This is a genomic window from Propionivibrio sp., from assembly GCF_041441355.1.
Lineage (GTDB): Bacteria > Pseudomonadota > Gammaproteobacteria > Burkholderiales > Rhodocyclaceae > Propionivibrio.
This window is the reverse complement of record NZ_JASDTF010000003.1, coordinates 40,952-64,017: the sequence shown is the minus strand read 5'-3', so window position 1 is coordinate 64,017 and position 23,066 is coordinate 40,952. Positions and strand designations below refer to the sequence as shown.

Sequence of the window (23,066 nt, the reverse complement as noted above, 5' to 3'; positions counted from 1 at the left end):
GATCAGCCGGTGCTTCGCCGACGCTCCATGACTGAAGGCGACGCCTGATGATTTTCCCGGCAGCACCGATGATCGACATTCTTGTTTACCTCTTCGAAAACTACGCCGATTTCGCCGATCAGCCGCAGCCCGAAGCCCTTGCCCGCAAACTCAACGCCCTCGGTTTTCCCGAAAACGACATTTCGCGCGCCCTGCTCTGGTTGACCGAATTGCAACACGCCCCGCGCGAGGTCACGCCCCCGGCCGCCACCTCGCTGCGCCTCTACACCACACAAGAACATGCCAAGCTCGGTGAAGACGCCCTCGCCTTCCTGGCCTTTCTGGAAACGGCCGGCGTCGTCGATGCCGGGCTGCGCGAGCTGATCGTCGAACGCGCCCGGCGTCTGCCCGACGATCCCGTCGACTTCGAGGATTTCAAGATCGTCGTGCTGATGGTGCTGTGGTGCCGCGAAACGCGCCTCGATCCGCTGATCATCGACGAGCTGATTTCCGCCGAGCCCCCGCAATACCTGCACTGACGGGCGACAGCGCCGACCCGGCGCAGCTTGCCAAGCGCGACGAAACCCTCTTATTATGCAGCGCACCCTTGCCCCGGGCGGCTTCCGCCCCGACCCAAGGCCCACCAATCATTGACCCATCGAGCTCCACGCACCTGCCATGAGCAAACAGCTGATCATCGCCGAGAAACCCTCCGTCGCCGCGGACATCGCGCGCGCGCTCGGCGGCTTCACCAAGCATGACGACTACTTCGAGAGCGAAGACCAGGTGATCTGCTCGGCCGTCGGCCACCTGCTCGAACTGGCCTGTCCCGAAGAATACGAAGTCAAGCGCGGCAAATGGTCCTTCGCCCACCTGCCGGTCATCCCGCCGCACTTCGACCTGGCGCCGATCGCCAAGAGCGAGTCGCGCTTGAAGCTCCTGACCCGGCTGATCAAGCGCAAGGACGTCGGCAGCCTGGTGAACGCCTGCGACGCGGGCCGCGAAGGCGAGCTGATCTTCAATTACATTGTGCAGCACGCCAAGAGCGGCAAGCCGGTCGAGCGTCTGTGGCTGCAGTCGATGACGCCGCAGGCCATCCGCGACGGCTTCAACGCCCTGCGCCCGGGCACCGAAATGCGCGGCCTCGCCGATGCCGCCGTCTGCCGTTCCGAAGCCGACTGGCTGGTCGGCATCAACGGCACGCGCGCGATGACCGCCTTCAACTCCAAGACCGGCGGTTTCCACCTGACCACCGTCGGCCGCGTGCAGACCCCGACCCTGGCGCTGATCGTTGAACGCGAGGACAAGATCCGCAAGTTCAACCCGCGCGCCTACTGGGAAGTCGCCGCCACCTTCGCCTGCGCCGGTGGCGAATACACCGGCAAGTGGTTCGACGAGAACTTCAGCAAGGGCAAGTCGGAGGAAGAAGAACACCTGCGCGCCGACCGTCTCTGGGACGAAGCCCGCGCCCAAGCGCTGGCCGCCAAGTGCGCCGGGCAGCTCGGCCAGGTGAGCGAGGAATCCAAGCCCTCGACCCAGCTCTCGCCGCTGCTTTACGACCTCACCAGCCTCCAGCGCGAGGCCAACAGCCGCTTCGGCTTCTCGGCCAAGGCCACACTGGGCCTCGCCCAGGCGCTGTACGAAAAACACAAGGTCCTGACCTACCCGCGGACCGACGCCCGCGCCCTGCCCGAAGACTACCTTGGCACGGTCAAGGACACCCTGCGCATGCTCACTGGCGAAGGTGCCGGCAAGGGCCACGACGAGACCATCCTTTCGCGCTACTCGCCTTTTGCGCACCAGATCCTGGCTCGCCAGTGGGTCGTCCCCAACAAGCGGATCTTCAACAACGCCAAGATCTCCGACCACTTCGCCATCATCCCCACGCTGCAGGCGCCCAAGCACCTTTCCGAGCCCGAGCAGAAGCTCTACGACATGGTCGTCAAGCGCTTCCTCGCGGTCTTCTACCCGGCGGCTGAACACCTCGTCACCACGCGCATCACCCGCGTCGAAGGCGAGCCGTTCAAGACCGAAGGCAAGGTGCTGGTGAACCCGGGCTGGCTGGCGGTATACGGCCGCGAAGGTCAGGACGGTGACGAGGGCAACCTCGTCCCGGTCAAATCCGGGGAACGCGTGCGCACCGACGACGTCCAGCTCGCCGCCTCGGCGACCCGTCCGCCCCCCCGCTACAGCGAAGCGACGCTGCTCTCGGCCATGGAAGGCGCGGGCAAGATGGTCGACGACGAAGAACTCAAGGCCGCGATGGCCGGCCGCGGTCTCGGCACGCCGGCCACCCGCGCGCAGATCATCGAAAACCTCCTCGGCGAACAGTACCTGCACCGCGAAGGCCGTGACCTGATGCCAACGGCCAAGGCTTTCTCGCTGATGACGCTGCTCAACGGCCTGGGCATCGCCTCGCTCACCTCGCCCGAACTGACCGGGGAATGGGAGTGGAAGCTGGCGCGCATGGAGCGTGGCGAGATGTCGCGGGCCGCCTTCATGACCGAAATCTCGGCGATGACGCAGAACATCGTCGAACGCGCCAAGAGCTACGACAGCGACACCATCCCCGGCGATTTCGGCGAACTCGTCTCGCCCTGCCCCAAATGCGGCGGGTTGATCAAGGAGACGTACAAGAAATTCCAGTGCCAGTCCTGCGACTTCTCACTTTGGAAGATCGTTGCCGGGCGGCAGTTCGAACCCGAGGAAATCGAGACCCTGCTCACCGAGCGCAAGATCGGCCCGCTGACCGGCTTCCGCAACAAGATGGGGCGCCCGTTCACCGCACTGATCAAGCTCAACGACAACAACCAGCCCGAGTTCGACTTCGGCCAGGGCAGCAACAGCGAAGGCGCCGACGAGCCGGTCGACTTTTCCGGCCAGGAATCGCTGGGCGCGTGCCCGAAGTGTCAGGCCCGCGTCTTCGAGCATGGCATGTCCTACGTCTGCGAAAAATCGGTCGGCCCGGAGCGCAGCTGCGATTTCCGTTCGGGCAAGGTCATCCTGCAACAGAGCGTCAGCCACGAACAGATGAGCAAGCTGCTGGTCGACGGCCGCACCGACCTGCTCAAGGACTTCGTCTCCTCGCGCACCAACCGCAAGTTCTCCGCCTTCCTGGTGCGCAACGCCGAAGGCAAGGTCGGCTTCGAGTTCGAGAAGCGCGAGCCCAAGGCCAAAGCCGGTGCCAAGCCTGCGGCCAAGAAGCCCGCTGCCAAGAAAGCCTGATGTAGCCGGAAAGAGTCCTGCGCAAAGAAAACGGCCGCAATTGCGGCCGTTTTTTCATGGGTGTTTCACGTGAAACACTCTCTCGGCAACCCTCACTTCAGCGGCAAAACACCTTCCGGCAGCGCGTCGAGTATCGCTGCACGCACGGCGTCGATGGCTTGCGGGCGGGGAAAACTCACCCGCCAGGCGAGCACGATGCGCCGCTGCGGCGCCGGTTTACCGAAGGGGCGCAGGCACAGCAGGGCGTCGCCCTGGCGCTGCCAGGCGTGTGCCGCCGAGGCGGGGACGACCGAAACCCCGGCGCCACTCGCGACCATGTGGCGGATCGTTTCCAGCGAGCTGCCTTCCGGCGTCGGCTGAGCGCCGCCGTCCTCGCCCGCATCCTTCGTTTTTCTCGCCGCGCAGGCCTGCACCACCTGATCTCGGAAGCAGTTGCCGGTGCCGAGCAGCAGCAGTTTTTCGTTTTCCAGCGCCTCGACGCCGAGCGGCGTCTTGCCCGCCAAGCGGTGCTCCTGCGGCACGGCCAGGGTAAAGGGCTCGTCGTAGACGGCGCGGGTCACGATGCCCGGTTCGACAAAGGGCTCGGCGACGACGATCACGTCGAGCTCGCCGCTGCGGAGCAATTCGGCGAGCCGGTGCGTGTAGTTTTCCTGCAGGTAGAGCGGCATCCGCGGCGCACGCGCATGCAGCGCGGGGATGAGGCGCGGCAACAGGTACGGCGCGACGGTGTAGATCGCACCCAGGCGAAGCGCGCCAACCAGCGGGTCGCGCCCCTGCTCGGCCAGCTCCTTCACCTTGACCGCCTCTTCGAGCACGCGCTCGGCCTGTTTGGCCACCTGCTCGCCGATCGGCGTCAGGCGGACTTCGGTCGAGGTGCGCTCGAAGAGCAAGGCGCCGTAGCGCTGCTCGAATTTTTTGAGCGCCACCGAGAGCGTCGGCTGGCTGACGTTGCATTTTTCGGCGGCGCGCCCGAAATGACGTTCGCGCGCCAGGGTCACGATGTAGCGGAGTTCGGTCAGGGTCATCGCGGTGCGATCAGAAGGTGATGACCTTGTCGGCATCGATGGTCCATTGCGCCAGCTCGGGCAAGGTGCCAATCTCGACCCCGGCGATCAGCGGCGCCTCGGCGATGCCGCGGGCCAGCGCGCAGGTGCGGCAGAGACGAATCTCCACCCCGCGCTCGACCAGCGCTTCGAGCATCTGCTGCAAGCCGCCACCAGCCTCGGCCCCGGCCTGCCCGGGCAGGCCGACGCTCACCGCGTCGGACATCATGAACAGGCGCAGATCGACGCGCTCCGACTCCTGGCCGGTCAGCGCCGTCGCCAGACGCAGCGCGCTCAGCATGCGCTCGCTCCCGTAGGGCGGCGCATGAACGATGATCAGGATGCTTTGCATGGCGGACATTCCTCGCTCGAACGGAGGCCTTCGAGAATAACAGAGCGCGCCGCCCGCGCCCAGTTTCGGCGTGCGGCGCACAGGGGCACGGCCTTGGAACGACCGCCCGATGCGGTCTCCAGGCCGGCCGTAGCCCGCACCCCGCTGGCCTCACGACACGTCGCATGGGCGCTGCGACGCGAGCCCCCTCCCCCGCCAACGCTGCGAACATGTGGGGGGAACAGCCTGCGCGCGCACCACAACCCAGCCCCACTTTGACAGAGGCGCCAGACAAGCGCCGCGCAGGAAGGCTCAGTCGGCGTCGCGCCCGCCGGCCAGCGCCGCCAGATCGGCGTCCGAGAGCCAGCGCCACTCGCCCGGCGCCAAGTCGGCCGGCAGCTCGAAATTCCCGACGGCGCGACGGTGCAGCGCCTCGACGCGGTTGCCCGCCGCCGCGACCATGCGTTTGACGAGGTGGTATTTACCTTCGGTGACGGTCAGTTCGAGCCGGTGTTCGCCGAGGATGGCGCACGCCTTGGCGGCAATCGGCGCCGGCTCGTCGTTAAGCTGCACGCCAGCAAGCAGGGCCGCGCATTGCGCCGCATCGAGCGGGTGCTTGACCGTCGCCTCATAGACCTTGGGCACCTTCTTCTTCGGCGAGGTGTAGGTGTGGATGAACTGACCGTCGTCGGAAAAGAGCAGCAGCCCGGTGGTGTCGGCGTCGAGTCGGCCGACCGGCTGTACACCGCGCGCCGTCAGTTGCGGCGGCAGCAGGCGATGCACACCGGGGTAATGCGCCGGGCGCAGCGAACACTCGTAATCCGCCGGCTTGTGCAGCACCAGATAGGCGCGCGCACGGTATTCCCACGCCACGCCATCCACGCTGAAGGGCAAGCCATCGACGGCCTCGACCTCGGCCCCCGGGTCGTCGCAGACGACGCCGGCAAAGGCCACGCGCCCGGCGAGCAGCATCCCGCGGCACTCGCGCCGGCTGCCAAAGCCCTGCCCCGCCAGCAGGCGTTCGACGTTCATTTTGCTCATGGTGCGGCCCCCATCCGGTTCATTCGAGGACGCGATGATCGCAGAAGACGGCCGGCGAACCAAGCACCGCGAACGCGCTTTCCGGGTCTTCATCCAGGTCTTTATCCACCCCTTATCCCCGGGCTTCTCCACCGCGCGCGATGGTTTCACGTGAAACGTCGACGTCGGCCTGAGCCATCCCGCCCGCGTGTTTCACGTGAAACACGCGACTGGCGGCCAAGCGCCCGCGCGTGGCACAATCCACAGGCGTTCGCGCAGCGCAGCACCCGACGCTCCCTTGACCCCGCCGCGAGGCCCGCTTGACCCCAGAAGAACTCGCCGGATTCCGCCATGACCTGCTCCGCTTCGCCCGCCTGCAACTGCGCGACGACGCGGCGGCAGAAGATGCGGTGCAGGAAACCCTCGCCGCCGCCCTCGCCGCGGCGGGCACGTTCGCGGGCAAGGCGCAGGCCAAGACCTGGACCTTCGCCATCCTCAAGAACAAGATCGTCGACCACATCCGCCAGCGCGTCCGCGAACCCACGCTCAACGTCTACGACGACGAAATTCCCGACGACGCCTTCGACGCCCTCTTCGACGAACGCCGGCACTGGAAGCCGAGCGAGCGCCCGGCCAGCTGGGGTGACCCCGAACAGTCGCTGGAAGACGCGCAGTTCTGGCGCGTCTTCGACGCCTGCCTCGAACGCCTGCCGAGCAACACCGCGCGCGTTTTCATGATGCGCGAGTTTCTCGGCTTCGAGACCGACGAAATCTGTAAGGAACTGGCGCTCTCCGCGTCCAATTGCTGGGTGATCCTGCACCGCGCGCGGATGGCCCTGCGCCTCTGCCTCGAAAGCCAATGGTTCCAAGGAAAGACCTGAAATGCTCAATTGCAAGGAAGCCACGGAGTTGATGTCACAAGCGCAAGACCGGCCGCTCGGCCGCGTCGAAAGCCTGCGCCTGCGCCTGCACCTCCTGCTCTGCCGAGGCTGCCGCAGCTTCAACGCGCAGATGGCTTTCCTGCGCCGCGCCACGGCCCGGCGCGGCAATCCGCCCAAAGAGCCGTAGCCCTTCCCTTCCGCCTCGCCCTGCCCGCAGCGGCCACGCCTCCGCCCTAAACCGGCGCGAGTGGCTGCGCCTGCCCGCGCCGCCGGGCTCGCCGGTTTTTTCAGACGCGCGCAAAAAAGTTGTAAGGAATCCCCGGATCGTCCGACTAAAGGGAGCAACACCCTCAACCTTTGATTGGAGATCCAACCATGCGCAAACTCATCACCTCCTTCTTCCTGCTCGTCGCCTTCGTCGCCGGCCAGGCCTTCGCCGCCTCCATGATGGAGCCCATGGCTTACGACATGAAGTCCTTCGAGATGCTGCAAAAAGAAGGCAAGCCCACCCTCGTCAGCATCCACGCCGACTGGTGCCCGACCTGCAAGGCGCAGGCGCCGATCATCGACGAACTGCTGTCGATGCCCGAGTTCAAAGACTTCAAACTCGTGCGCGTGAACTTCGACACGCAAAAAGACGCCGTGAAGATGTTCAAGGCCACGATGCAAAGCACGCTGATCGTCTACAAGAACGGCAAGGAAGTCGGCCGCTCGACGGGCGAAACCAAGAAGGACAGCATCGCCGCGCTGCTCAAAAAGTCGATGATGTAAGGCGGCAACCATCATGGAATTCGGTCCCGCGTCCTACGGGCTGGCCTTCGTCGCCGGCAACCTCTCGACCCTCTCGCCCTGCGTGCTCCCGCTGGTGCCCATCCTTCTGGGCACCGCCGTCGGCTCGCATCGCTACGGGCCGTACGCCCTGGCCGGCGGCCTCGCCCTCTCGTTCACAGCGGTCGGCGTGCTGGTGGCCAGCCTCGGGCACGCCGTCGGGCTCGACGCAGCTTCGCTGCGCACGGTCGGCGCCCTGCTGCTGATCGCCTTCGGCGTCCTCTTGCTTTCCAGCACACTGCAAGCGGGCTTTGCACGGGCGACCTCGGGCGTCTCGGACGCGGGACAGAATTTCATGGCCAGATTCCGCTTTGACGGCCTCGGCGGGCAGTTCATGCTCGGCGGCCTGCTCGGCATCGTCTGGAGCCCCTGCGTGGGCCCCACCCTCGGCGCCGCGATCACCCTCGCCAGCCAGGGGCAAAGCCTCGGCCAGGTCACCCTGCTGATGGCCGTTTTCGGCCTCGGCGCGGGCTTCCCGCTCGTCGTCCTCGGCCGGCTCTCGCGCCAAGCGCTCGCCAAAGCGCGCCAGAAACTCAACCTCGCCGGCCAACGCGGCAAGCAGGTGCTCGGCGCCTTCATGCTGCTCATCGGCGTCTTGATCCTGAGCGGCGTCGACAAAACCTTCGAAGCCTGGGTGCTGCAGCACGCCCCGGACTGGCTGGTGCGGCTGACCACCTCGATCTGATTTGGCGGGCCGCACGGCCCACGGCAAGGAAAGCAGCATGGATACCACGCAAACGACGCCAGCCTCTCGCCCCAGCGTCGACGCCCTCGTCTTCGACGCCTACGGCACCCTCTTCGATGTGCAGGCGCTGACCGCCCGGTGCGAAGCCGACTGGCCCGGCCAGGGCGCCGCCGTCAGCGCCCTCTGGCGCGGCACCCAGCTCGAATACACCTGGCTGCGCAGCCTGATGGGCCGCTACGCCGACTTCGAGCGCATCACCGCCGACGCCCTCGCCCACGCCTGCGCCACGCTCGCCTTGCCGCTCTCGAGCACGCAAACGGCCCGCCTGGTCGACGCCTACCGCCGCCTGCCCGTGTTCGCCGAAGTGCCCGCCGCGCTCGCCGCCCTGAGCGCCCGCCCTGGCGGCCCCGGCCGCCCCTGCGCCATCCTCTCCAACGGCACGCCCGCCATGCTCGCCGCCGTCGTCGCCCACGCCGGGCTGAACACCGCCTTCAGCACCATCCTCAGCGTCGACGCCCTGCGCATCTACAAGCCCAGCCCGCGCGTCTACCGTCACGCCGCCAAACGCCTGGGCCTGCCGCCCGAGCGCCTGGGCTTCGTCTCCGCCAACGGCTGGGACATCAGCGGCGCCCAAGCCTGCGGCCTGCAAACCTTCTGGATCAACCGCCGCCACGTCCCGCCCGAACGCCTCGGCGCCGCCCCCGACCACACCCTCGCCAGCCTCGAAGAACTGGTGGGCCTGCTCGCATAGGCCTTACCGCGGCGCACCGGGCTGGAAGCGCCATTCGGCGCGGCCTGCAGCCGGGCTGGAGGGCGCATGAATGCTTGATCGTGGGCCGGTGGCTACGGAGAAAAATCGCTTGGCGGCGAAACAAAAATCCGTCCGCACGACGCTCTAGCGTCAGCATTCGACCCTAAGCGGAAGAAGCCTGACCGGAAAACCGGACATTCAACTTCTGAATTCACCGGCCTGCGCGGCTTTTTGCGCAGGTCCTGTGGAGTGATGGGTTGGGCTGCATTTTATTGCTCACCCTCAGTGTCAGCCGCTTGCGGCATGGATGGCGGAAATGAAGAAGACGGCTTCGTACTCAACTCTAGGAGCCGCGCAAATATCATTTCCTCTGCGTTCGATGGCGCTCTCATGTTCTGATGCCCAAAGAATGCAGCAAGGTAACCGCAACCAGCGTGCAGCACGCTGATGAATATCTCTTCCAGATGATTCACAGTTGCGGCTTGAAATGCCTCAGTAGTTCGTTCGCCCTTCAAATGCGCCGAATAGAAGTAGCTTGCACCGAAGGGAGATCCGTGAATGATCTCGGATGAAAGAGAGTAGATCAGACCATAAGCTGCAAGCAGGCGTGACCCAGATCGCCGGCCAGCTAATTCGCCAACTCTCCTTATGCGGCTAGGCACATCGAGGCTAGTCCACGAGCCGTTGCCCTTACCACTGAACTCGGGATACTCCTGCGTGAGCGTGGCCTGGGGATCAGGGTCGGAGCGAACTTCAATCGAGAACTCACCGCTCCCAAATTTCCTATTGTGGTGACGCCAAGCAGCAAAGTCGATGTACCGGATGGCTCGTGCAGCCACGTTGTCTGATTCGGCCAAGAGGTAACTGGCATTTACGAAGGATTCGATTGCCGATCTAGCGACCGGATACGCATCTCGAACCGGGATGCCGCGAAGTTTCGCCATATGTAACAACGTTTCAAGTGACTGACCTGCAGCCATCGCCAGAAACGTACTTGTGCGCCGTTGTCCGTCACCAAGCGTACAAGTTAACTTTTCCCCTTCAAAGGTTGCAGGGCCTTCGGACGCGACGAAAAGCGCAAGACGAAGAAATTCCTGCTGGAGCATTGCCAAGCCACGCAGCCCATCAAGGAGCGGGAGTTCTTCGGTATCCATTACGAGCAACCAAGTAATGATGCCCAACGTAGAGCTACCCGGCGCTGCGCGGCTTTATCGCGCAGCGCCCAGCGACCGAAGGGGGCGAGGTTGAGCGCCATGTTAGACATGGTTAGCGCCAGCGTGGAAAGTGAAGCTTGCCAAATCTGGCTCCTGGGAAGCCATACTCAGGCGCAAATCGGCTATACCACAGAACTTGTTTTCGGCAGAACTCAACAAAGTCAGAGTCGTTCCATAACGACTTCATTGCTGCCTTGTTCAATCGGGAGCTAACATCTTCCTGGTGTACGTCAGAAAATACTCGCCCGGTGTAAGGATTTAGCTTCGGCCATCCTCTGGTTTTCTTGTGTAAATGCCCATGCGGCACAGACGGGTAGCAGTCTTTGTCGCCTAAAGTAAACAACCACTTATTGAAGGCCAGAAACTGCGGCCAATGATTTTTGTCCTCAGCATCTTCCCCATTAACAGACGATCCGCTTCCCACTGAACCCATATCTATATGAGGCGTCTCTCGGGTTTCGGAGCGTTTTTCCTCTTCATTTGAAAGCAATCGTGGATCTGGCAAGGTCGAGCCAGATGAGGAAATCCAATTCGCAATGGCTTGGCGCTCCAAATATTCAGCGAAACCAATTAACCCTACGTCATAGCTTAGGTCGGATAGTAAGAGAATGTTCTCATGCATGATGATGCATCTATTCGTAGATGAAAAATCGGACGTTTAAGGTTTCACTAACACCACTTGCATTACACCGACGTGATTCCTTACAGGAGTGAACCTTATGGGACCACCGTCACTTTTTCTTATGGATATTGTCTCGGCTGTTTGCCGGCGACGTCACTTTTGCCCTCGCACTAAAAGTCCGCTTTAGGAAAAGAACGCCAAAGTCAGCTCCTGGCCGAAAAAAGCCCTTTTACATCGCACCACACCAACAAAAAAGCCGACCCGTTGGGGTCGGCTTTTCTCATTCAATCGCGCTAAACCTCATTACACGTCGATGTTCCGCGCCGCCAGGGCGTTCGATTCGATGAACTGGCGGCGGGGTTCCACGAGCTCGCCCATCAGGGTGGTGAAGATTTCGTCGGCGCTGATGGCGTCTTCGACTTGCACCTTGAGCAAGCGGCGGACGTTGGGGTCCATGGTCGTTTCCCAGAGCTGTTCGGGGTTCATTTCGCCCAGCCCTTTGTAGCGCTGCTTGCTGACGCCGCGTTCGACTTCATTGAGCAGCCAGTGCATGGTGTCGGCGAAGTTGGCGACGGCCTGCTTCTTCTCGCCGCGCTTGACGGTGCCGCCGGGGCCGAAGAGGCCGGAGAGCGTTTGCGCGGTTTTGCGCAGTTGGGCGTAGTCGGCGGAGAGGACGAAGTCGTCGTCGAGCACGCCCACCTTGAGGTTGCCGTGGTGCATCTTCTCGACGCGCATCTGCCAGGTTTCCTGCACGGCGTCGAAGTGGGCGAGGACCATGATGTCCTCGCGCGCGCTGCCGTTGCTGTTCAACGCACGCATCATGGCGCTGGCGGTGGCGTGCGCGGTGGCTTCGTCGTCGAGCCTGAGTTCGAGGTTGTGTTCGACGGCGGCGTGCAGCACGGCGGGGTCAACGAGATGGCTCAGGCGGTTGATGACGGCTTCGGCGAGCAGGTAGTCGCGCGCCAGGGCTTCAAGCGCGGGGCCGCTGATCGGCTCAGCGCCGGACTTGGGCACCAGCACGGCTTCGTCAAGCGCCAGGCTGAGCATGAACTGGTTGAGCGCCTGGTCGTCCTTGATGTAGCGCTCGGTCTTGCCGTGCTTGACCTTGTAGAGCGGCGGCTGGGCGATGTAGATGTGCCCGCCTTCGACCAGCTCGGGCATCTGGCGGTAGAAGAAGGTGAGCAGCAGGGTGCGGATGTGCGCGCCGTCGACGTCCGCGTCGGTCATGATGATCAGGCGGTGGTAGCGCAGCTTTTCGGGCTTGTATTCGTCCTTGCCGATGCCGGTGCCGAGCGCGGTGATCAGGGTGGCGATTTCTTGCGAGGCGATGAGCTTGTCAAAGCGCGCCTTCTCGACGTTGAGGATCTTGCCCTTGAGCGGCAGGATGGCCTGGAACTTGCGGTCGCGGCCCTGCTTGGCGGAACCGCCGGCGGAGTCACCCTCGACGAGGTAGAGTTCGCACAGCGCCGGGTCTTTCTCCTGGCAGTCGGCGAGCTTGCCGGGCAGGCCCACGCCGTCGAGCAGGCCCTTGCGGCGCGTCATTTCGCGCGCCTTGCGGGCGGCGTCGCGGGCGCGGGCGGCTTCGACGATCTTGCCGGTGATGACCTTGGCGTCGGCCGGGCGCTCGGCGAGGAATTCGGCGAGCTTGGCAGCGACGACTTCTTCAACCGCCGGGCGCGCTTCGCTCGAAACGAGCTTCATCTTGGTCTGCGAGGCGAACTTGGGGTCGGGCATCTTGACCGAGAGCACGCAGGCGAGGCCTTCGCGCATGTCGTCGCCGGTGATGTCGACCTTGGCTTTCTTGGCAATCTCGTTTTCTTCGATGTACTTGTTGATCACCCGCGTCATCGCTGCGCGCAGGCCGGTCAAGTGCGTGCCGCCGTCAGATTGCGGGATGTTGTTGGTGAAGCACAGCACCTGCTCGGCGTAGGTGTCGTTCCACTGCATCGCGACTTCGACGCTGATCGTCGCGCCGGTCGGCACCGTGCTCTCGCCGGAGGAGTAGAACACGCTCGGGTGGAGCACGGTCTTGGCACGGTTGATGTAGTCGACGAAGCCCTTGACCCCGCCGGCGAAGGCGAAGTCGTCTTCCTTGCCGGTGCGCTGGTCGACGAGGCGGATCTTGACCCCGTTGTTGAGGAAGGACAGCTCGCGCAGACGCTTGGCGAGGATTTCGTAGTGGAACTCGACGGTGCCGAAGATTTCTTCGTCGGCGAGGAAGTGCACTTCGGTGCCGCGCTTTTCGGTGTCGCCGATGATCTTGAGCGGCGAGACTTCGACGCCGTTCTGCATCTCAAGCACGCGATTGACGGCGTGCCCGCGGTTGAACTCCATGAAGTGCTTCTTGCCGTCGCGGCGGACGGTGAGGCGCAGCCACTTGGAGAGCGCGTTGACGCAGGAGACGCCGACGCCGTGCAGGCCGCCGGAGACTTTGTACGAGTTCTGGTTGAACTTGCCGCCGGCGTGCAGCACGCACATCACGATTTCGGCCGCCGAACGGCGCGGCTCGTGCTTGTCGTCGAACTTGATGCCGGTCGGAATGCCGCGGCCGTTGTCGGCCACCGAGATCGAGTTGTCGGCGTGGATGGTGATCACGATGTCGTCGCAATGCCCGGCCAGCGCCTCGTCGATCGCGTTATCGACGACCTCGAAGACCATGTGGTGCAGGCCGGTGCCATCAGAGGTGTCGCCGATGTACATCCCCGGCCGCTTGCGCACAGCCTCCAGGCCTTCCAGTTGCTGAATGCTCGATTCGTCGTAGGCCGGCTGGCCGTTCAGTTCACTCATGCTCGATCCGAATTGTGTTCCAGGTGAAACAAAGTCATGCGTCCTGCCCGATTTCGGTCCTTAGATGCGCATCGGCATCACGACGTACTTGAAGCGGTCGTTGCCCGGCACGAGCAGCAGCGCGCTCGAATTGGCGTCGTTGAAGCGCCATTCGACATTCTCGGCCGAGGTGTTGTTGAGGACGTCGAGCAGGTAGCTGACGTTGAAGCCGACGTCGATCGAATCGCCGCGGTAATCGACTTCGAGTTCTTCCTGCGCTTCTTCCTGCTCGGCGTTGGCGGCCATGATCTTCAGGCTGCCGTCGATGAGCACCAGGCGCACGCCGCGGAATTTTTCGTTGGTCAGGATCGCCGCGCGCACCATCGACTGCAGGAACAGCTGGCGGTTGAGCGTCACCGAGTTCTTCAGGCTGCTCGGGATGACCCGCTCGTAGTCGGGGAACTTGCCGTCGATCAGCTTGGAGACGAGGTTGATGTGACCGAACTGGAAGTGGATCTGGTTGGCCGCCAGGCGAATGGTCAGCGGCTCGTCGCTGTCGGCCAGCAGACGGTTGAGTTCAAGCACCGTCTTGCGCGGCAGGATCAGCTCGTGCCGGCCGTCGAGCGCTTCGCCGTCGAGCGGCATGCAGGCGAAGGCCAGGCGGTGGCCATCAGTGGCCACGGCGCGCAGCTCGCCGCCGTCGACCAGCAGCAGCAGGCCGTTGAGGTAGTAGCGCACGTCCTGCGCGGCCATGGCGAACTGCGTCTGCGCCAGGAGATGACGGAACTGGCGCTGGGTGACGGTGATCGTTTTGAGGTCGGATTCGACCGTCGCCATGCGCGGGAAGTCTTCCGCCGGCAGGGTCTGCAGCGTGAACCGGCTCTTGCCGGCGCGCACCAGCAGGCGCTTGTCTTCGAGGTTGAGCGAGATTTCGGCGCTGTCCGGCAGCGAGCGCAGGATGTCCTGCAGCTTGCGCGCCCCCACCGTCACCGCGCCGTCGCCGTCGCCCTGGGCGCCGTGGGTCGTCGTGGTGATCTGGATTTCGATGTCGGTCGCCAGCAGGGTCAGTTGTTCGCCCTTTTTCTCGAGCAGGACGTTGGAGAGGATCGGCAGCGTATGCCGTTTCTCGACGATGCCCGAAACCGATTGCAACGGCGCCAGCAGCGCATCACGGTGGGTTTTAATAAGAACCATATATATGAAGTCCTCTATTGATAACTCGGAAACAACTCTGTGGATGTATCTGGTTTATCTTTTATTATCAAATGGTTGAATCGCAAAAACGCAAGCTCAAAACCCCGGGATAGTGCTGTGGATGAAACTGGGCAAGTTGTCCACACCCACATTCTTCGGCAACTGCCCACGCCTTGTCCACAGCCTGTTCAGCCCTTTGTCCATGCCGCCTAGCCCTTGAGCACCTGGAGCAGGACGTGCACGTCGTGGTTCAACTCGTTGTCCTTGGCGCGCAGGCTTTCGATGGTGCGCACGGCGTGCAGTACGGTGGTGTGGTCGCGCCCGCCAAAGGCTTCGCCAATCGACGGGTAGCTCTGGGACGTCAATTGCTTGGCCAGCCACATCGCCACCTGGCGAGGCCGGGCGATCTGGCGGGTCCGCTTCTTCGAATAGAGGTCGGCAACCTTGATCTTGAAGTAGTCGGCGACGGTCTTCTGGATGTTCTCGACGGTGATCTGGCGGTTCACCGCGCCGATCAGGTCTTTGAGCGCTTCCTTGGCCAGATCCATCTCGATCGGGCGGCCGTGGAAGGAGGCGTAGGCGAGCACCTTCTTGAGCGCGCCTTCGAGCTCGCGCACGTTGGAGCGCAGGTGCTTGGCGATGTAGAACGCCACCTCGTCGTTCAGCTCGACGTTCTCGACCTCGGCCTTCTTCTTCAGAATGGCGACCCGCATTTCCATCTCGGGCGGCTCGATCTGCACCGTCAGCCCCCAGTCGAAGCGGGTGATCAGGCGGTCTTCGAGGCCCGAAATATCCTTCGGATAGGTGTCGCAGCTGATCACGATCTGCTTGCGCGCTTCGATCAGGGCGTTGAAGACGAAGAAGAATTCTTCCTGCGTGCGGTTCTTGCCGTTAAAGAACTGCACGTCGTCCAGCAGCAGCACGTCGAGCGAACGGTAGTAGCGCTTGAACGCGTCGAAGGATTTGGTCTGGTAGGCGCGAACCACGTCGGAGTAGTAATCCTCGGCGTGCACGTAGCGCACCACCTTCTCCGGCATGTTGTGCAGGATGTGGTTGCCGATGGCGTGGATCAAGTGGGTCTTGCCCAGGCCGGCGCCGCCGTAGATGAACATCGGGTTGTACGCCGCGCCGCCCGGGTTGAGGGCGACTTGCACCGACGCCGCGCGGGCCAGGTCGTTGGCCTTACCGACAATCAGGTTGTCGAAGGTGAAGCCGGGAATCAACCGCGATTTTTCGTATTGTGAGCGCTCACGCTCATTGCCGCGTGCCGCCGGCGCGGGGCGCGGGGCGGGAGCTTGCGTTGGCGCAGAGGCCAGCTGCGCCATGGGCGCGGCGTAGCTGCTGGCCGGGGCCGGCGCAGACACCGGAGCGGCCGCCAGCGGACGCTGCGGGGACGCTGCGGGTGCAGCCACGGCCTGCGGCGCGGGGGCACGCCCGCCGAGCTGCAAGGACACGGTGACCGGCGCGTCGAAATAGGCGCAACCGAACTCCTCGATGCGCGCCAGATAGCGCTCGCGCACCCATTTCAGGATGAAGCCATTGGGCGCCAGCAGGCGCAAGCCATTGGCGAAGTCGTCCTCCCCCTCAAGTTGCAAGGGGCGGATCCAGGTGTTGAATTGCTGAGGCGGCAGTTCCTGTTCGAACTGGCTCAGGCAGGCTGTCCAAAAACCACTCATACGTCGGGCATCAGGTTCCGGCAACGGAACGGTTTAGTGTCGAGCGCCGCACGCGCGTCTTCACCGGGTTTGTCTTGCGCCCGGGGGCGCTCATGCAGTGCGGGCGCAGCCGTCGCGGAGGGGCGACTGAGTGCCCGCGCGCGTTTGCCAACGCCAAGAGGGGGAATTTTACCCGTTCATCCCGAAGTTATCCACAGCCAAGGGAAAAATTTAGACTTGACAACAGCCCGCGCGCGCATGTCTAATTGCGCGTTTACTTCGCAATGACTTCAAGGGTTTAACCATGAAACGCACTTATCAACCGTCCGTCGTCCGTCGCAAGCGCACGCATGGCTTCCTCGTTCGCATGTCTACCCGTGGCGGTCGTGCCGTGATTCGCGCTCGTCGTGCCAAGGGTCGTCATCGTCTGGCCGTTTGATCGACCAGCCGCCCAGGGATCGCCCGGTGCCCGCAGGCGCCGCCTTCCCGAGAACGTATCGCCTGACCAAAACGGATGATTATTCATCCGTTTTTGGTTTCAGGAAGGCGATAAAGAGCCGTCATTTCCTGCTACATTACCGCCTTCGGGCGGCAGATGAAGCGCAACACGCCCGGCTCGGGCTGATCATCGCCAAGCGTTTCCTCAAACGCGCCGTCGATCGCAATCTCGTCCGCCGCCTGATCCGTGAAAGCTTCCGTCTGCTGCGCCCCCAGTTGCCCGCGCGCGATCTGGTCTTGCGCCTGGCGATCCGTCCGGAAGCGCTGGACCGACGCGCACTGGCCAAGGAAATCCGAGGCCTGTTGGGCAAATTGTCTTCACCCGCACGTTGAGCCCATGAAACGACTGCTGCTCGCCCTGATCCGCTGCTATAAATACGCGATCAGCCCCTTTTTGGGGAGCCGCTGCCGTTTCTTTCCGAGCTGTTCCGAATATACGGCCGAGGCCGTCGAGAAATACGGGGCGCTCAAGGGCACTGCGCTCGGCCTTCGCCGCATTTTCCGCTGCCACCCCTGGAATCCGGGTGGTTTTGATCCCGTTCCCTGAAAACAATCTGGTAGGCCGTACATGGACAACCGACGCCTGTTACTTCTTTTCGTCTTCTCATTCTCCGTGTTCGTCCTCTGGGACGCGTGGCAGAAATACAACCAGCCGCCGGCACCCCCGGCCACCGAGGCCGCCGTCGCCGCGCCGAGCAGCACCCAGGTACCGGGCACGCCGGCCGCAACCGGCGCAGCCGTCGGCTCGGCCGCGGTGCCGACCCTGCCCGCCACGGGCAAGGGCGAGATCGTCCGCATCGCGACCGACCTCTTCGTCGCCGAAGTGTCGACCCAGGGCGGCGACCTCGTCAGCCTCGAACTGAACAACTACAAGGCGCTCAAGAACAAGGCCGAGCAGTTCAAGCTCTTCGAAGGCAAGCACCAGTACGTGGCGCAGAGCGGCCTGATCGGTGACGGTCTGCCGAACCACAAGACCCTGTTCGTCGCCAAGGCCGGCGCGCGTGAACTCGCTGGCGACGCCAAGAGCGTTCAGCTGCGCCTCGAAGCCCCGGCGCACGACGGCGTCAAGGTCGCCAAGGTCTACACCTTCACCCGTGGCAGCTACCTGATCGACGTCAGCTACGAGATCGAGAACGGCGGCCAGAAGGAACTCGCGCCCTACGCCTACTACCAGCTGCAACGCGACACCGCCGCGCCGGAAGGCGAAAGCAGCATGGTCAGCACCTACACCGGCCCGGCCGTCTTCACCGAGCAGGAGAAGTTCCAGAAGATCAGCTTCTCGGACATCGAGAAGGGCAAAGCCAAGTTCAACGCCAAGGCCGATAACGGCTGGGTGGCGATGATCCAGCACTACTTCGTTTCGGCCTGGATTCCGCAGGAAAAGCTGGCGCGCGAGTACTACACGCGCAAGATCGACGGCACCACGCCGGCGGTTGCCGCGGGCGTCGTCGTGCCGACCCCCGCTGTCGCTCCGGGTACCACGGCCAAGCAGACCGTTCACCTCTACGCCGGCCCGCAGATCCAGTCGGCGCTCGAGCAACTCGCCAAGCCCGCAGCGAACGGCGGCATCGGCGCCGTCGGCCTGCCGCTGGTCGTCGACTACGGCTGGCTGACCATCGTCGCCGCGCCGATCTTCTGGTGTCTGGAGCTGATCCACAAGATGGTCGGCAACTGGGGCTGGGCGATCGTGCTGCTGACCATCGGCATCAAGCTGCTGTTCTTCCCGCTCTCGGCCGCCAGCTACAAGTCGATGGCCAAGATGAAGGCGATCACCCCGCGCCTGCAGGCGCTACGCGAACGCTGCGGCGACGACAAGCAGAAGCTCAACGTCGAGATGATGGCGCTATACAAGAGCGAGAAGATCAACCCGCTCGGCGGCTGCCTGCCGATCGCGATCCAGATTCCGGTGTTCATCGCCCTCTACTGGGCGCTGCTCGGGGCCGTCGAAATGCGCGACGCACCGTGGGTCCTGTGGATCACCGACCTCTCCTCGCAGGACCCCTACTACGTCCTGCCGGTGATCATGGTCGCCACCATGCTGATCCAGACCAAGCTCAACCCGACGCCGCCCGATCCCATCCAGGCCAAGGTCATGATGATCATGCCTTTCGCCTTCGGCGCGATGTTCTTCTTCTTCCCGGCCGGCCTGGTGCTGTACTGGATCGTGAACAACGTCCTGTCGATCGCCCAGCAGTGGCAGATCACGCGGATGATCGAAGGCGGCAACAAGGCGGCCAACGACGAGAAGGCCTAAGCGGGCCTGACCGGGCTTAACGTAACCCGACTCTGATCCAGCGCCCGGACGGCTCGCCGCTCCGGGCGCTTTTACCATGAACCTCCAGAATTCCGACACCATCGCCGCCATCGCCACCCCGCCCGGACGCGGGGGGGTCGGCGTCATCCGCCTCTCCGGCCCGGCCCTGCTGCCGCTGGCCGAAACGCTGTGCGGCAAATGCCCGGCGCCGCGCGTGGCGACGCTGGCCCGCTTCAAGGCCGCCGACGGCGAGCCGATCGACAGCGGCCTCGTCCTCCACTTCCCGGCGCCGCACTCCTTCACCGGCGAGGACGTGCTCGAACTCCAGGGGCACGGCGGCCCGGTGGTGATGCAGCAACTGCTCGGCCGCTGCCTCGACCTCGGCGCACGCCTCGCCGAACCCGGCGAATTCACCCGCCGCGCCTTCCTGAACGGCAAGCTCGACCTGGCTCAGGCCGAGGCCGTCGCCGACCTGATCGACGCCTCGACGGGCGCGGCCGCACGCAGCGCCGTGCGCTCGTTGCAAGGCGACTTCTCGCGCGAGATCGGCGGCCTGCAGGCCGAACTGACCGAGTTGCGCGCACTGGTCGAAGCGACGCTCGATTTTCCTGAGGAAGAAGTCGATTTCCTCGAAGCCGCCAACGCCTTCGGCCGCCTCGATCGGCTCGATGCCCGCCTGGGCGAAGTCTTCGCCCGCGCCCGCCAGGGCCGCCTGCTGCAAGGCGGTTTGCACGTCGTCCTGGTCGGGCAGCCCAACGTCGGCAAGTCCAGCCTGCTCAACTGCCTGGCCGGCGACGAACTGGCCATCGTCACCCCGGTCGCCGGCACCACCCGCGACGTGGTGCGCGGCACGCTGCAGATCGAGGGCATCCCGCTGCACGTCATCGACACCGCCGGCCTGCGCGCCACCGACGACGAAGTCGAGCGCTTAGGGATCGAGCGTACCTGGCGCGAGATCGAGCGGGCCGACGTGGTCGTGCTGCTGGTCGACGCCCAACACGGCATCGGCGACGCCGAACGCGCGATCCTCGAACGCCTGCCGCCGGGCATCGCCCGGCTGACCGTACACAATAAGATCGACCTTGCCGGTCAAGCACCGTCGCGCCAGGAAGAAAACGTTGCCGGGCATGCCACGGTCGGCATCGCCCTCTCGGCGCACACCGGTGCCGGGATCGACCTGCTGCGGCAGGAACTCTTGCGCATCGCCGGCTGGCAACCGCAGGAAAACGTTTTCATCGCTCGCGAACGCCACCTGCGGGCGCTGGCCGCAACGCGCGAACACATCGCCCTCGCCCGCGCCCAACTGCCGCAACTGGAGCTGTTTGCCGAAGAGCTGCGCTTGGCCCAGCAGCACCTGGGCACGATCACCGGCGAATTCACCGCCGACGACCTTTTGGGCGAGATTTTCGGGCGGTTTTGCATCGGAAAATAAAGCGAAGGCCCTTCCCGACTGGCTCGGAAGGCCGCCACACGCCGTTTTCAAGCCCGCGCCAGCGGGCTTTTTACTTGGCGCAGCAGATGCCTGCAGGCGCCGTTCAGCGGGCCTTGCGGCCGCGCTCGGCTTCGCCCTGGCAGTGCTCGAGGAAACGCAGCGCTGGCGGCGAGAGCACGTCGAAACGCTTGGCGTAGACGCGCAGTTCGCGCACCGCCCAGCGGTCGCTCAGGCTGACCGCGCAGAGCTGCGCCCTGCGCGCCTGTTCGCACAGCACCCCCCGCGGCATGACCGCGATGCCCAAGCCGCTCTCGACCATGCGACACAAGGCGCTCAGACTGGCCACCTTGATCCGCTGGCGGATGACCCGGCCGGCCTCGCTGGCCGCCTGTTCGAGCAGGCGCTGAATGGTGCTGCTGCCGCGCAGGCCGATCAGGTCGTTGTCCAACGCGCGCGCAAAACTGACCTCGTGCTGCCCAGCCAGCGGATGCTGGCGCGGAACCACGAGCACCAGCTGTTCTTCGCGATAGGGCCGACTCTCGATGTCGTGCATGTCGTCGTGCGCGTCGGCAAACCCGAGGTCGGCCAAGCCACCGCGCACGGCCTGCAGGACTTCCTGGCTGGTGCGCTGCGAGAGGTCGACCGAAATTTCGGGATTGCGGCGGGCAAAGCTCGCCAGCTCGGCAGCCAGGAACTGCTCGACCGCCGAAGCACTGGCATAAACGGTGACGTGGCCGGAAACACCTTGTGCATATTCCTCGAGTTCGCCGCGCAGGCGTTCGACGCCGAGCAACAGTTCCTGCGCGTGCCGCAGCAGGCATTCGCCGGCCGGCGTCGGCACTACGCCGCGCGCATGGCGCACCAGCAAAGGCGTGTGCACGGCGTTCTCAAGTTCCTTGATGCGCTTGCTGACCGAGGAGATGGCCAGCTGCCCCTGCTCGGCCGCAGCACCGATGCTGCCCGTCTGGCAGATCAGGACGAAAAGGTCGAGCGAAGCGAGGTCGAGCTGGCGCACGAAGCTGCGCAGGGGAGCGAGTAAAGCCTGATTGTGCATGGCGGCATGGTAACAGCCTGCGCCTTGCCGGCGAAGAGCTTTCGCGTTTTGGAAACCCTCGTGCGGCGAATTGCCGCTGGTAGCTTGCCGTTTTGCGCTCTAAAGTGCAGGCATGTCGCGCCGCGGCGCGCCCGCCTTTTTACAAGGAGCAGTGCATATGCAGTTGACCGCAAACCAAACGCGCCATCGCGCGCAATCCTGCTGGGTCGACGTCGGCGCCATCCGCGCCGCCTCGCGCCAGCCGTCATTCGAAACCTCCAGCGTCGCCGCTGCAGGTGGCCTCGCGGCCATCGCCGGCAGCGAAAGCTCGCTCACTCAGGGGGGGGTCGGCGCATGAGTCAGATGCTCGAACTGTCCACCCGCCTCTTTGCCGAGATCGCCGAAGCCACGCGCGATACGCAAGGAGTCACCCGCGAAGCCTTCGGCGCTGGCGAAGAAACCGCGCTTCGCCTTCTCGAAGCCGAAGCTCAAAAACTCGGCCTGCACAGCGAGCGCGATGCGCTGCAGAACTTGTGGCTGCGCCTGCCCGAAGACGACGGCCAGGGCGCGTGCTCGCTGATCGGCTCGCACGTCGACTCGGTGCCGCAGGGCGGTAATTTCGACGGCCTGGCCGGCGTCGTCGCCGGCGTCGCCGTGCTCGACGAAATCCGCCGCCGCGGCCTCAAGCCGCCGCGCCCGGTGCGCGTGCTGGCCATGCGCGCCGAAGAAAGCGCCTGGTACGGCAAGGCCTACATCGGTTCGCTCGCGCTCTTCGGCCAACTCGGTGAAACCGAACTGGCGGCCAAGCACCGCAGCGGCCAGGGAACGCTCGCCGACGCCATGGCGGCGGCAGGGGTGAACATGGACCTCGTGCGCGCCGGCCAGTCCCAGATCGGAACGCACAACGTCGCCGCCTACCTCGAACTCCACATCGAGCAGGGGCCGGTGATGGTCGCCCGGGAATGGCCAGTGGCGGTAGTCAGCGGCATCCGCGGCAACATCCGCCACAACCAGATTCGCTGTCTGGGCGAAACCGGGCATTCGGGCGCGGTGCCGCGCTGGTTGCGCAAGGACGCCGTCCTCGCCGTGGCCGACCTGCTCTCGAAACTCGATGACCACTGGCGCGTACTGCTCCAGATGGGCATGGACATGGTGATGACCAGCGGCATTTGCACTACGCCGCCCAAGTCGCATGCGGTTTCGGTGATCCCCGGCGAAATGAACTTCAGCTTCGAAGTGCGCAGCCAGGACGCCGAGACGATGGACCGCTTCTACACGCTGATGCGTGAAGAATGCGCGGCGATCGAGCAGGCGCGGGGCGTGCGCTTTGAATTCGACCGCAAGGTGGTGACCGCCCCGGCTTCGCTCGACGCCGGCTGGTGCGAGACCCTGCGCCGCTGCGCCGGCCAGCGCGGCCTGACGCTGGAAGACGTGCCGAGCGGTGCCGGGCACGACGCGGCGGTGTTCTCCAACGCGGGCATTCCTTCAGCCATGCTCTTCATCCGCAACCAGAACGGCTCGCACAACCCCGCCGAAGCAATGCGTTTGGACGACTTCGTTCAAGGTTGCGAACTCCTTTGCGACGCCGTAACGTATCCTTTGACCTGAGCGTCAAGCAGGATTATCCTTTGCATTTCTTGATATACAAGTACACA

Annotated in this window: 23 protein-coding genes; 14 read left to right on the top strand and 9 right to left on the bottom strand. The window is 64.3% G+C overall.

The genetic code is table 11. The annotated features are described in order from the left end of the window. Nucleotides 1–47 precede the first annotated feature (47 nt). Both QMB55_RS00525 and QMB55_RS00520 read left to right on the top strand, forming a co-directional pair. On the top strand, nucleotides 48–518 hold the full coding sequence (locus QMB55_RS00525; RefSeq protein WP_497586700.1) for a Smg family protein: 471 nt from the start codon (nucleotides 48–50) through the stop codon (nucleotides 516–518). A 139-nt stretch (nucleotides 519–657) separates the two neighbouring features. Further along, nucleotides 658–3,204, top strand: coding sequence for a DNA topoisomerase III (locus tag QMB55_RS00520; RefSeq protein WP_497586699.1), 2,547 nt, complete (start codon nucleotides 658–660; stop codon nucleotides 3,202–3,204). A gap of 92 nt (nucleotides 3,205–3,296) precedes the next feature. On the opposite strand, the gene QMB55_RS00515 is transcribed toward QMB55_RS00520, so the two are convergent. The 3 genes from QMB55_RS00515 to QMB55_RS00505 form a co-directional block, all read right to left on the bottom strand. Continuing rightward, nucleotides 3,297–4,229 (bottom strand): hydrogen peroxide-inducible genes activator, encoded by a 933-nt coding sequence (locus QMB55_RS00515; protein ID WP_497586698.1) that lies wholly within the window; start codon nucleotides 4,227–4,229, stop codon nucleotides 3,297–3,299. Nucleotides 4,230–4,239: 10 nt separating this feature from the next. Continuing rightward, entirely contained in the window at nucleotides 4,240–4,608 is a 369-nt protein-coding gene (locus QMB55_RS00510) for a DsrE/DsrF/TusD sulfur relay family protein (RefSeq protein ID WP_497586697.1), read from the bottom strand. A 282-nt stretch (nucleotides 4,609–4,890) separates the two neighbouring features. Continuing rightward, nucleotides 4,891–5,619: a pseudouridine synthase gene (locus QMB55_RS00505; RefSeq protein ID WP_497586696.1), complete on the bottom strand. Its 729-nt coding sequence runs from the start codon at nucleotides 5,617–5,619 to the stop codon at nucleotides 4,891–4,893. A 299-nt stretch (nucleotides 5,620–5,918) separates the two neighbouring features. Between QMB55_RS00505 and QMB55_RS00500 the strand changes: the two genes are divergently transcribed. From QMB55_RS00500 to QMB55_RS00480, 5 genes are all read left to right on the top strand, one after another. Continuing rightward, the gene (locus QMB55_RS00500; RefSeq protein WP_497586695.1) at nucleotides 5,919–6,479 is read left to right on the top strand and encodes a sigma-70 family RNA polymerase sigma factor; all 561 of its coding nucleotides are present in this window, start codon (nucleotides 5,919–5,921) and stop codon (nucleotides 6,477–6,479) included. Between the two features lies 1 nt (nucleotide 6,480). Next, on the top strand, nucleotides 6,481–6,666 hold the full coding sequence (locus tag QMB55_RS00495) for an anti-sigma factor family protein (protein ID WP_497586694.1): 186 nt from the start codon (nucleotides 6,481–6,483) through the stop codon (nucleotides 6,664–6,666). A gap of 188 nt (nucleotides 6,667–6,854) precedes the next feature. Continuing rightward, complete coding sequence (locus tag QMB55_RS00490) at nucleotides 6,855–7,250, top strand: thioredoxin family protein (RefSeq protein ID WP_497586693.1); 396 nt, start codon at nucleotides 6,855–6,857, stop codon at nucleotides 7,248–7,250. Between the two features lie 13 nt (nucleotides 7,251–7,263). Beyond that, on the top strand, nucleotides 7,264–7,992 hold the full coding sequence (locus tag QMB55_RS00485) for a cytochrome c biogenesis CcdA family protein (protein ID WP_497586692.1): 729 nt from the start codon (nucleotides 7,264–7,266) through the stop codon (nucleotides 7,990–7,992). Between the two features lie 37 nt (nucleotides 7,993–8,029). Next, nucleotides 8,030–8,743, top strand: a complete 714-nt coding sequence (locus tag QMB55_RS00480) for a haloacid dehalogenase type II (RefSeq protein WP_497586691.1) — start codon at nucleotides 8,030–8,032, stop codon at nucleotides 8,741–8,743. Between the two features lie 269 nt (nucleotides 8,744–9,012). Here the strand turns inward: QMB55_RS00480 and QMB55_RS00475 are convergent, their stop codons facing one another. The 5 genes from QMB55_RS00475 to dnaA form a co-directional block, all read right to left on the bottom strand. After that, nucleotides 9,013–9,897 carry a DUF5677 domain-containing protein gene (locus QMB55_RS00475; protein WP_497586690.1) on the bottom strand — a complete coding sequence of 295 codons (885 nt, stop codon included), beginning with the start codon at nucleotides 9,895–9,897 and terminating at the stop codon, nucleotides 9,013–9,015. Nucleotides 9,898–10,009: 112 nt separating this feature from the next. Beyond that, nucleotides 10,010–10,579 carry a hypothetical protein gene (locus QMB55_RS00470; RefSeq protein ID WP_497586689.1) on the bottom strand — a complete coding sequence of 190 codons (570 nt, stop codon included), beginning with the start codon at nucleotides 10,577–10,579 and terminating at the stop codon, nucleotides 10,010–10,012. 303 nt (nucleotides 10,580–10,882) lie between these two features. Continuing rightward, the gene (gene gyrB / locus QMB55_RS00465; protein ID WP_497586688.1) at nucleotides 10,883–13,366 is read right to left on the bottom strand and encodes a DNA topoisomerase (ATP-hydrolyzing) subunit B; all 2,484 of its coding nucleotides are present in this window, start codon (nucleotides 13,364–13,366) and stop codon (nucleotides 10,883–10,885) included. A 60-nt stretch (nucleotides 13,367–13,426) separates the two neighbouring features. Next, a complete protein-coding gene (gene dnaN, locus QMB55_RS00460) occupies nucleotides 13,427–14,539 on the bottom strand; it encodes a DNA polymerase III subunit beta (RefSeq protein WP_497586687.1) in 1,113 nt (370 codons plus the stop codon). Nucleotides 14,540–14,748: 209 nt separating this feature from the next. Continuing rightward, a complete protein-coding gene (dnaA, locus tag QMB55_RS00455; protein ID WP_497586686.1) occupies nucleotides 14,749–16,215 on the bottom strand; it encodes a chromosomal replication initiator protein DnaA in 1,467 nt (488 codons plus the stop codon). A gap of 283 nt (nucleotides 16,216–16,498) precedes the next feature. On the opposite strand from dnaA, the gene rpmH reads away from it, so the two are divergent. From rpmH to mnmE, 5 genes are all read left to right on the top strand, one after another. Further along, complete coding sequence (gene rpmH / locus QMB55_RS00450; protein WP_081444259.1) at nucleotides 16,499–16,633, top strand: 50S ribosomal protein L34; 135 nt, start codon at nucleotides 16,499–16,501, stop codon at nucleotides 16,631–16,633. Between the two features lie 26 nt (nucleotides 16,634–16,659). Next, entirely contained in the window at nucleotides 16,660–17,025 is a 366-nt protein-coding gene (gene rnpA, locus QMB55_RS00445) for a ribonuclease P protein component (protein WP_497586685.1), read from the top strand. Between the two features lie 4 nt (nucleotides 17,026–17,029). Next, nucleotides 17,030–17,239: a membrane protein insertion efficiency factor YidD gene (yidD, locus tag QMB55_RS00440; protein ID WP_497586684.1), complete on the top strand. Its 210-nt coding sequence runs from the start codon at nucleotides 17,030–17,032 to the stop codon at nucleotides 17,237–17,239. A gap of 21 nt (nucleotides 17,240–17,260) precedes the next feature. Further along, complete coding sequence (gene yidC / locus QMB55_RS00435; protein ID WP_497586683.1) at nucleotides 17,261–18,946, top strand: membrane protein insertase YidC; 1,686 nt, start codon at nucleotides 17,261–17,263, stop codon at nucleotides 18,944–18,946. A 76-nt stretch (nucleotides 18,947–19,022) separates the two neighbouring features. Beyond that, the gene (gene mnmE / locus QMB55_RS00430; protein ID WP_497586682.1) at nucleotides 19,023–20,378 is read left to right on the top strand and encodes a tRNA uridine-5-carboxymethylaminomethyl(34) synthesis GTPase MnmE; all 1,356 of its coding nucleotides are present in this window, start codon (nucleotides 19,023–19,025) and stop codon (nucleotides 20,376–20,378) included. 103 nt (nucleotides 20,379–20,481) lie between these two features. Here the strand turns inward: mnmE and QMB55_RS00425 are convergent, their stop codons facing one another. Beyond that, nucleotides 20,482–21,432 (bottom strand): LysR family transcriptional regulator, encoded by a 951-nt coding sequence (locus QMB55_RS00425; RefSeq protein ID WP_497586681.1) that lies wholly within the window; start codon nucleotides 21,430–21,432, stop codon nucleotides 20,482–20,484. Between the two features lie 157 nt (nucleotides 21,433–21,589). On the opposite strand from QMB55_RS00425, the gene QMB55_RS00420 reads away from it, so the two are divergent. Then, nucleotides 21,590–21,769 carry a hypothetical protein gene (locus QMB55_RS00420; protein WP_497586680.1) on the top strand — a complete coding sequence of 60 codons (180 nt, stop codon included), beginning with the start codon at nucleotides 21,590–21,592 and terminating at the stop codon, nucleotides 21,767–21,769. Next, nucleotides 21,766–23,019: a hydantoinase/carbamoylase family amidase gene (locus QMB55_RS00415; protein ID WP_497586679.1), complete on the top strand. Its 1,254-nt coding sequence runs from the start codon at nucleotides 21,766–21,768 to the stop codon at nucleotides 23,017–23,019. The genes QMB55_RS00420 and QMB55_RS00415 overlap by 4 nt, the downstream gene beginning before the upstream one ends. The last annotated feature ends 47 nt before the right edge of the window (nucleotides 23,020–23,066 follow it).

Excerpts from the sequence above, each read along its gene's own strand:
- QMB55_RS00525 (WP_497586700.1), top strand. The coding sequence starts at position 48 with ATGATTTTCCCGGCAGCACCGATGATCGACATTCTTGTTTACCTCTTC.
- QMB55_RS00520 (WP_497586699.1), top strand. The coding sequence starts at position 658 with ATGAGCAAACAGCTGATCATCGCCGAGAAACCCTCCGTCGCCGCGGAC.
- QMB55_RS00515 (WP_497586698.1), bottom strand. The coding sequence starts at position 4,229 with ATGACCCTGACCGAACTCCGCTACATCGTGACCCTGGCGCGCGAACGT.
- QMB55_RS00510 (WP_497586697.1), bottom strand. The coding sequence starts at position 4,608 with ATGTCCGCCATGCAAAGCATCCTGATCATCGTTCATGCGCCGCCCTAC.
- QMB55_RS00505 (WP_497586696.1), bottom strand. The coding sequence starts at position 5,619 with ATGAGCAAAATGAACGTCGAACGCCTGCTGGCGGGGCAGGGCTTTGGC.
- QMB55_RS00495 (WP_497586694.1), top strand. The coding sequence starts at position 6,481 with ATGCTCAATTGCAAGGAAGCCACGGAGTTGATGTCACAAGCGCAAGAC.
- QMB55_RS00490 (WP_497586693.1), top strand. The coding sequence starts at position 6,855 with ATGCGCAAACTCATCACCTCCTTCTTCCTGCTCGTCGCCTTCGTCGCC.
- QMB55_RS00485 (WP_497586692.1), top strand. The coding sequence starts at position 7,264 with ATGGAATTCGGTCCCGCGTCCTACGGGCTGGCCTTCGTCGCCGGCAAC.
- QMB55_RS00480 (WP_497586691.1), top strand. The coding sequence starts at position 8,030 with ATGGATACCACGCAAACGACGCCAGCCTCTCGCCCCAGCGTCGACGCC.
- QMB55_RS00475 (WP_497586690.1), bottom strand. The coding sequence starts at position 9,897 with ATGGATACCGAAGAACTCCCGCTCCTTGATGGGCTGCGTGGCTTGGCA.
- QMB55_RS00470 (WP_497586689.1), bottom strand. The coding sequence starts at position 10,579 with ATGCATGAGAACATTCTCTTACTATCCGACCTAAGCTATGACGTAGGG.
- gyrB (WP_497586688.1), bottom strand. The coding sequence starts at position 13,366 with ATGAGTGAACTGAACGGCCAGCCGGCCTACGACGAATCGAGCATTCAG.
- dnaN (WP_497586687.1), bottom strand. The coding sequence starts at position 14,539 with ATGGTTCTTATTAAAACCCACCGTGATGCGCTGCTGGCGCCGTTGCAA.
- dnaA (WP_497586686.1), bottom strand. The coding sequence starts at position 16,215 with ATGAGTGGTTTTTGGACAGCCTGCCTGAGCCAGTTCGAACAGGAACTG.
- rpmH (WP_081444259.1), top strand. The coding sequence starts at position 16,499 with ATGAAACGCACTTATCAACCGTCCGTCGTCCGTCGCAAGCGCACGCAT.
- yidD (WP_497586684.1), top strand. The coding sequence starts at position 17,030 with ATGAAACGACTGCTGCTCGCCCTGATCCGCTGCTATAAATACGCGATC.
- yidC (WP_497586683.1), top strand. The coding sequence starts at position 17,261 with ATGGACAACCGACGCCTGTTACTTCTTTTCGTCTTCTCATTCTCCGTG.
- mnmE (WP_497586682.1), top strand. The coding sequence starts at position 19,023 with ATGAACCTCCAGAATTCCGACACCATCGCCGCCATCGCCACCCCGCCC.
- QMB55_RS00425 (WP_497586681.1), bottom strand. The coding sequence starts at position 21,432 with ATGCACAATCAGGCTTTACTCGCTCCCCTGCGCAGCTTCGTGCGCCAG.
- QMB55_RS00420 (WP_497586680.1), top strand. The coding sequence starts at position 21,590 with ATGCAGTTGACCGCAAACCAAACGCGCCATCGCGCGCAATCCTGCTGG.
- QMB55_RS00415 (WP_497586679.1), top strand. The coding sequence starts at position 21,766 with ATGAGTCAGATGCTCGAACTGTCCACCCGCCTCTTTGCCGAGATCGCC.